This window comes from Nocardioides sp., from assembly GCF_025964975.1.
GTDB lineage: Bacteria > Actinomycetota > Actinomycetes > Propionibacteriales > Nocardioidaceae > Nocardioides.
In genome coordinates this window covers 1-6738 of record NZ_JAOPXV010000143.1, presented here as the reverse complement: position 1 = coordinate 6738, position 6738 = coordinate 1, and the positions used below count along the sequence as shown (strand labels likewise).

The following is a 6738-nucleotide window of genomic DNA, read 5'->3' as shown; positions in this document are numbered from 1 at the left end:
AGCCAGGCGGTCCGCATGCCGTGGCAGGTCGGCGACGAGACGTTCGCGCTGAACATGATCGACACCCCGGGCCACGTCGACTTCACCTACGAGGTGTCGCGCTCGCTCGAGGCGTGCGAGGCCGCCGTGCTGCTGGTCGACGCCGCGCAGGGGATCGAGGCCCAGACCCTGGCCAACCTCTACCTCGCCATGGGTGCCGACCTCCACATCATCCCGGTGCTCAACAAGATCGACCTGCCGGGCGCGATGGTGGAGAAGTACGCCGCCGAGCTGGCCGGCCTCGTCGGGTGCGAGCCCGAGGACGTGCTCCGGGTCAGCGCCAAGACCGGCGTGGGGGTCGCCGACCTCATGAACGAGATCGTCCTGCAGACGCCGGCCCCGGTCGGCGACGCGGACGCCCCGCCGCGCGCGCTGATCTTCGACTCCGTCTACGACACCTATCGCGGCGTGGTCACCTACGTCCGCGTCATCGACGGCAAGCTCACCCACCGCGACCGGATCAAGATGATGTCGACCGGTGCCGTGCACGAGATGCTCGAGGTCGGCGTGATCAGCCCCGAGCCGGTCAAGGCCGGCGACCTCGGCGTCGGGGAGGTGGGCTACCTCATCACCGGGGTGAAGGACGTCCGCCAGTCCCGCGTCGGTGACACCGTCACCAGCCAGCACCACGGCGCCACCGAGGCCCTCGGTGGCTACAAGCACCCCAACCCGATGGTCTACTCGGGGCTCTACCCGATCGACGGCGACGACTACCCCACGCTGCGCGAGGCCCTCGAGCGGCTGCAGCTCAACGACGCGGCGCTGGCCTTCGAGCCCGAGACCTCCGGCGCCCTCGGCTTCGGCTTCCGGATCGGCTTCCTCGGTCTCCTGCACATGGAGATCACCCGTGAGCGGCTCGAGCGCGAGTTCGACCTCGACCTCATCTCGACGGCGCCCAACGTGGTCTACGAGGTCCTCATGGAGGACGGCACCGAGATCGTGGTGACCAACCCCAGCGAATATCCCGAGGGCAAGATCGCCGAGGTCCGCGAGCCCGTCGTCAAGGCCACGATCCTCAGCCCCAGCGACTACATCGGCACGATCATGGAGCTGTGCCAGACCAAGCGCGGCAACCTGCAGGGGATGGACTACCTGTCCGAGGACCGCGTCGAGATGCGCTACACGCTGCCGATGGGCGAGATCGTCTTCGACTTCTTCGACCAGCTCAAGTCGCGCACCAAGGGCTACGCCTCGCTCGACTACGAACGCTCCGGCGAGCAGGCCGCCGACCTGGTGAAGGTCGACATCCTGCTTCAGGGCGAGCCGGTCGACGCGTTCTCCGCGATCATCCACCGTGAGGCCGCCTACGGCTACGGCGTGATGATGGCCGGAAAGCTCAAGGACCTCATCCCGCGCCAGCAGTTCGAGGTGCCGATCCAGGCGGCCATCGGCGCGCGGGTCATCGCCCGCGAGAACATCCGCGCGATCCGCAAGGACGTCCTCGCCAAGTGCTACGGCGGTGACATCAGCCGCAAGCGCAAGCTGCTCGAGAAGCAGAAGGCCGGCAAGAAGCGGATGAAGAACATCGGCACCGTCGAGGTCCCACCGGAGGCCTTCATCGCCGCGCTGTCGACGACGCAGCCGACGGAGAAGACCGGCAAGAAGTAGCGCGCCCTGGCGCCGGTGGGGTCGCCCGACGTCCTACGGTCAGCCGATGGACGACAAGACCAGCGCCGCGACCAGCCCCCGCCGCCCGTGAGGATCGGTGACCGCCTGCGGGTGGAGGTGATCGGGCGACTGCGCGCTTCACCGTCGACTACGGCCGCGACCTGGCCTTCGCCGGCTCGGAGTTGCCGGCACCGACGCGGATCAAGGTCCCGACGCGCCACGGCACGGTGCACGTCTTCCTCCATCGTCCGCGTCCCGGCGGCCACGCTCCTGCGGTGCACGTGCATCTGCACGGCGGAGCGTTCCTCATGCGCTTCCCCGCGATGGACGACTGGTGGTGCCGCTACCTTGCCGCGACCGCTGGGGTGGCCGTCGCCAACGTCGACTTCGAGGTCGCCCCGCGCGTGGCCTACCCGGTCGCGCAGCACCAGGCGCATGACGCCGCAGCGTGGTGGGCACACCACGGCCACGAGGTCGGGCTCGACGGCAGCCGGGTCTCGGTCGGTGGATTCAGCTCGGGCGGGGGGCTGGCCGCGTCGGTGTGCCTCCAGGCGCGCGACGCCGGCAGCTTCTCGCCGACCCTGCAGGTCCTCGGCATCCCGGCTCTCGACCTGTCCGGCGAGCCGCGGGACGACGATCCCGGCATGATCTTGCCGGACCTGCGACGCCTGGTGCGCCGGGTCTACCTGCCTGACCCGGCGTCTCGGCCCGAGCCCAAGGCCTCCCCGTTGCTGGCCGACGACCTGAGCGGGCTGCCACCGGCGATCGTGCTGACTGCGGAGCGCGACGCGTTGCGCGCCGAGGGTGATGCGTACGCCGAGCGCCTGCGCGCCTGCGCGCCTGCGGGGTGCGAGTCGTGCACGACGTGACCCCGGGGTCGACCACTACTTCCTGACCGAGGACCCCGTGCGTGCCCGCGTGACGATGGCGATGGTCGCCACCGAGGTCCGAGCCGCCGGGGAGGCTGGGCGTACGGTCTCGGAACCATGAGCGCGCACCCGAAGGTCGTACGAACCGCGGACGTCACGGCGCAGTCCTGGGCCAACGGTGGCGGGACCACCCGCGAGCTGCTGGGCGCCGAGGACGGTGCGTGGCGGGTGAGCCTCGCCGACATCGATCGTGACGGGCGGTTCTCCGCGTTCCCCGAGCGGCAGCGTCTGCTCACCGTGGTGGACGGGACGGTGCTGGTGCTGGTCGTCGACGGTGTGGAGCAGGTGGTGGAGCCGCGGCGGCCCTTCGGCTTCGACGGCGCCGCCGAGGTCGGTGCGAGCGTGCCGAAGGGGCCCGTACGTGCCCTCAATCTGATCGTCGACCCCGCCGAGGTCTCCGCCTTCGTGACCGTGCTCGAGCTGGGGCGCGGGTCGGCGCTGCCGTTGGCAGACGACCAGGCAGCCCTCGTCATCCAGGGCCGGGCTCAGGCAGGGACGGCTGACGCTGCGGCGTACGACCTCGTCGTCGGCCCGGGGGAGGTCTCCGGTCGTTGCACGCTGGCGATCATCACGCTGCAGCGCGCGCTCAGGCCGCCTCGCGACTGAGCGTCACCGCCGTGATCGTGATGTCGAGGGCGGCCTCGAGACCGGCGACGGGGGCGTCCAGCTCGTCCGCGCGCGGCTCGCGGGTGCCTGCGAACCACACGACCTCGAGGGGACACCGCTTCGCCGAGCCGGCGGCTCGCCAGTAGCCGGTGATCCGCCCATCCACCAGCAGCGGCGGCAGGACCATCCCGTTGCTCTGGTTCCAGAGCCGGCGCAGGTGCTCGGGCTCGGCGAAGCGGTCACGCCCGGACGGGTCGTAGCCGCACATCAGGGCCTCGAACTCCGGGAGCAACCGCACGCCGGACAGGTCGCGGCCCGCGGGCGCGTCCGGTACGTCGACCTACGTCCGACCTCCGGGGCCGGACGATCCGGTCAGTCCGAGACGGTTGATCGCCTCGTCGACGACCGCAGCCCGAGCCCCGACCACCCCCGCGATGTCGTGGCACGAGACGGGCCCGTGGCAGCGTACGTGGAGGGAGACGGCGTCGTCGAGCGTCGCCTGCGGGGTGTCGAATGCGGACGGTCGACCACCGCGTCGGCCGTGCGATAGACCGGTCGCCCCTGCCCCGACCACGACCCCGCCGCCGGCCTGCGAACCAGCTGGGTCGGCGTCGCGGTGTGGACCGTGCCGCCGATGAAGGGGGAGCGCCGTCTGCGACTGGATGGGTCCCCAGCGTCGCCGTCTGCACGACGCGGTGCTGGCTCTCTAGGCGGGGGCGTCCTCGCTGGCGGACGTGGCAGCAGACCTGGGCTACGCCGACCAGGCCCACTTCACCCACGACTTCCGCACCGTGACCGGCATGACGCCGGGGAGTGCTTCGCCGACCAGCCGACGGTGTGACCGGCCGTCCGAGCGTCTGCACCTACGCCGACTGGGCCACCGGTGCAATCAGGTCGCTCAGAACGGAGGAGCCGGCCACCTGACCGGCATAGGCGGCCGCGAGCACCGACATCACCGGTTGGGGCAGGTCCTCGACGTGGGCCAGGTCGCCCGCGGCATAGACCCCCGGCATGCTGGTGCGACCGAAGGAGTCGATGGCGACGCAGCCGCTCTCGTTGAGCTCGAGGCCGAGCTGTGAGGCGAAGGGAGCCGCCTGCTCGAACTCGGGATGGGTGAACAGGGCGTCGACCACCACCCTGCTGGAGCTCGAGGCCACGTGGAGCCCCTCCGAGGTCATCTCGACGCTGGTCACGGGCGGCACGACCTCGACCGAGGCTGCGATCGGGGAGAGCATCGCGACGACGTGAGGAGCGCCTTCGGCCTCCTCGACCGCGAGGCGACGGCCGCTGAGCTCGTGCGCGTCGCAGAACGGGCACATGTGCACGCTCCGACCCCACGCCTCGGCGAAACCCGGGACGTCCGGCATCACGTCGCGGAGCCCGGTGGCCAGCACGAGGTTGCGGGCGATCACGACACTGTCGTCCGCGAGACCGACCGCGAACGTCTTGTCGTCCAGTCGCTCGACCGAGTCCGCCGCGATGTCGCGAACCTCGACGTCGTCATAGGCCGCGAGCTCACCACGCACGACGGCGCGGAACTCCGCGGGGTGCCGGCCGTCGTTGGTCAGTACGTTGTGCATGCCCTGGGCCGGGCCGTTGCGGTAGGTCCCCGAATCGAGCAGGAGCGTGGGCCGGTGCATCCGGGCGAGGGTGAGGGCAGCCTGGAGGCCGGCAGGGCCGCCGCCGATGACGAGTGCGTCGTACATGAACTCTCCTGGTGGCCGGTGGGGTGCTGACTCGCCCGTACCCGCACCCCTTGGTCTTCATGTGGCTCGTCTCCGTGATGATGGCGGCGTGGAGATCCCGGCCGACCTCGAGACCCGTCGCAGCCTCGGAGCCGACTGGGCCGCCTGGCTCGACCGTCTTCCCCGGCTCGCGGAGGGCCTGGTCGAGGAGTGGCAGCTGTCGTTGGACGGCGCTGCGATGAACGGCTGGGTCTCCCTGGTCCTCCCGGTCCGCACCGTCGCGGGGCGACCGGCGGCGCTCAAGATCAGCTTTGACGGCGACGAGGAGTCGGAGCACGAGGGCCTGGCTCTCCAGCGATGGGGTGGGGCAGGCGCCGTACGACTCCTGCGCGCCGATCCCCACCGGCGCGCGCTGCTCCTCGAACGCCTCCACCCCGAGGACCTCACGGACCTGTGGGACGTCGAGGCGTGCGAGGTCGTGGGCGGCCTCTACGGCAGGATCCACGTGCCGGCCCTGCCCCAGCTCCGCACGGTCACGTCGTACGTCGCACGCTGGACCGACGCCCTGCAGCAGATGCCGCGCAACGCCCCGATCCCCAGGCGACTCGTGGAGCAGGCGACCGCCCTGGCCCGGGGCTTCATTGCCGACGACGCCAGCACCGGCACGCTGATCCACGGCGACCTGCACTACGAGAACGTCCTGGCGGGCGATGACGAGCCGTGGCTGGTCATCGACCCGAAGCCGATGAACGGCGACCCCCACTACGAGCCGGCCCCGCTGCTGTGGAACCGCTGGGACGAGCTGGCGGGTGACATCAGGGCGGGCGTGCGCCGGCGTTTCCACGCGGTGGTGGACAGTGCCGGGCTCGACGAGGAACGGGCGCGGGACTGGGTGGTCGTGCGGATGGTGCTCAACGCGCACTGGTCAGTCGAGGACGCGCAGCGGGACGACCGCGCACCCGACGCCGACGAGCTGGAGTGGATCACCCGCTGCATCGCCATCGCCAAGGCGGTCCAGGACTGAGCGCCGACGGATCCCGGTGCCGCGCGGAACTGGCTGCACGACCTGCAGATCAGCGCTGGTCAGCGGCGGGGTGTCCTGGGAACGGACAAATGCTACCGCCGCGTAACGCAGTGATCTAGGTTACTCCCGAGAGTCAGCCAACGCGGTCGGAGCCGACCGCGGCCCAGCACATCAGTCAGGGAGTCGCATGCCCATCAACACCGATCCCAGTTTTGTCGACACCATGTCGCCCAACGTGGCGGTCCTGTTCCTCGACCGGGTCGCCAAGTCGCCGGACCGGGAGGCGTTCCGCTACCCCCAGGGGGAGTCCTGGGAGTCCATCACCTGGAAGCAGACAGGTGAGACGGTGTCCGCCCTGGCGGCCGGCCTGCTGGCGCTCGGCATCCAGCCCGAGCAGCGGGTGGGCATCGCCTCCAACACCCGCTACGAATGGATCCTCGCCGACCTCGCGGTCATGTGTGCCGGTGGCGCCACGACCACCGTCTACCCCTCCACCAACGCCGAGGACACGGCCTACATCCTCAGCGACTCCGAGAGCCGCGTCGTCTTCGTCGAGGACGCCACGCAGGTCAAGAAGCTCACCGACAACAAGGCCGAGCTGCCCCATGTCGAGAAGGTCGTCGTCTTCGACGGGGCCGGTGACGGCGAGTGGGTCATCACGCTCGAGGAGCTGAAGACGCTCGGCAAGGGCTACCTCGCCGAGCACCCGAACGTGATCGAGGAGACGGCACAGTCGATCTCGCCCGACCAGCTCGCGACGCTGATCTACACCTCCGGCACCACCGGCCGTCCCAAGGGCGTGCGTCTCAACCACCGCTCCTGGGTCTACGAGGGCGCAGCGATCAAG

Annotated in this window: 6 protein-coding genes and 2 pseudogenes; 6 read left to right on the top strand and 2 right to left on the bottom strand. The window is 70.4% G+C overall.

Annotated features, from left to right (window positions below; all coding sequences use genetic code 11):
* The 3 genes from lepA to JWN68_RS11015 all read left to right on the top strand — a co-directional run.
* Positions 1 to 1647: translation elongation factor 4 (lepA, locus tag JWN68_RS11025; RefSeq protein WP_297738652.1), on the top strand; the 1647-nt coding region annotated here is incomplete at its 5' end.
* Between the two features lie 275 nt (positions 1648 to 1922).
* A complete protein-coding gene (locus JWN68_RS11020; protein WP_297738650.1) occupies positions 1923 to 2516 on the top strand; it encodes an alpha/beta hydrolase fold domain-containing protein in 594 nt (197 codons plus the stop codon).
* A 117-nt stretch (positions 2517 to 2633) separates the two neighbouring features.
* Positions 2634 to 3182: a HutD family protein gene (locus tag JWN68_RS11015; RefSeq protein WP_297738648.1), complete on the top strand. Its 549-nt coding sequence runs from the start codon at positions 2634 to 2636 to the stop codon at positions 3180 to 3182.
* Here the strand turns inward: JWN68_RS11015 and JWN68_RS11010 are convergent.
* Positions 3163 to 3507: pseudogene (locus JWN68_RS11010) on the bottom strand (crosslink repair DNA glycosylase YcaQ family protein); the annotation flags it as partial. The gene JWN68_RS11015 and the pseudogene JWN68_RS11010 sit on opposite strands and share 20 nt — an antisense overlap.
* Before the next feature lie 400 nt (positions 3508 to 3907).
* Between JWN68_RS11010 and JWN68_RS19320 the strand changes: the two are divergent.
* A pseudogene (locus tag JWN68_RS19320) lies at positions 3908 to 3982 on the top strand (AraC family transcriptional regulator); the annotation flags it as partial.
* Between the two features lie 63 nt (positions 3983 to 4045).
* Here JWN68_RS19320 and JWN68_RS11005 read toward each other — a convergent pair.
* Positions 4046 to 4888: an NAD(P)/FAD-dependent oxidoreductase gene (locus JWN68_RS11005; protein WP_297738646.1), complete on the bottom strand. Its 843-nt coding sequence runs from the start codon at positions 4886 to 4888 to the stop codon at positions 4046 to 4048.
* Positions 4889 to 4976: 88 nt separating this feature from the next.
* Between JWN68_RS11005 and JWN68_RS11000 the strand changes: the two genes are divergently transcribed.
* Positions 4977 to 5891, top strand: a complete 915-nt coding sequence (locus JWN68_RS11000) for an aminoglycoside phosphotransferase family protein (RefSeq protein WP_297738644.1) — start codon at positions 4977 to 4979, stop codon at positions 5889 to 5891.
* Positions 5892 to 6078: 187 nt separating this feature from the next.
* On the top strand, positions 6079 to 6738 hold a 660-nt coding region (locus tag JWN68_RS10995; RefSeq protein WP_297738641.1), incomplete at its 3' end, for an AMP-binding protein.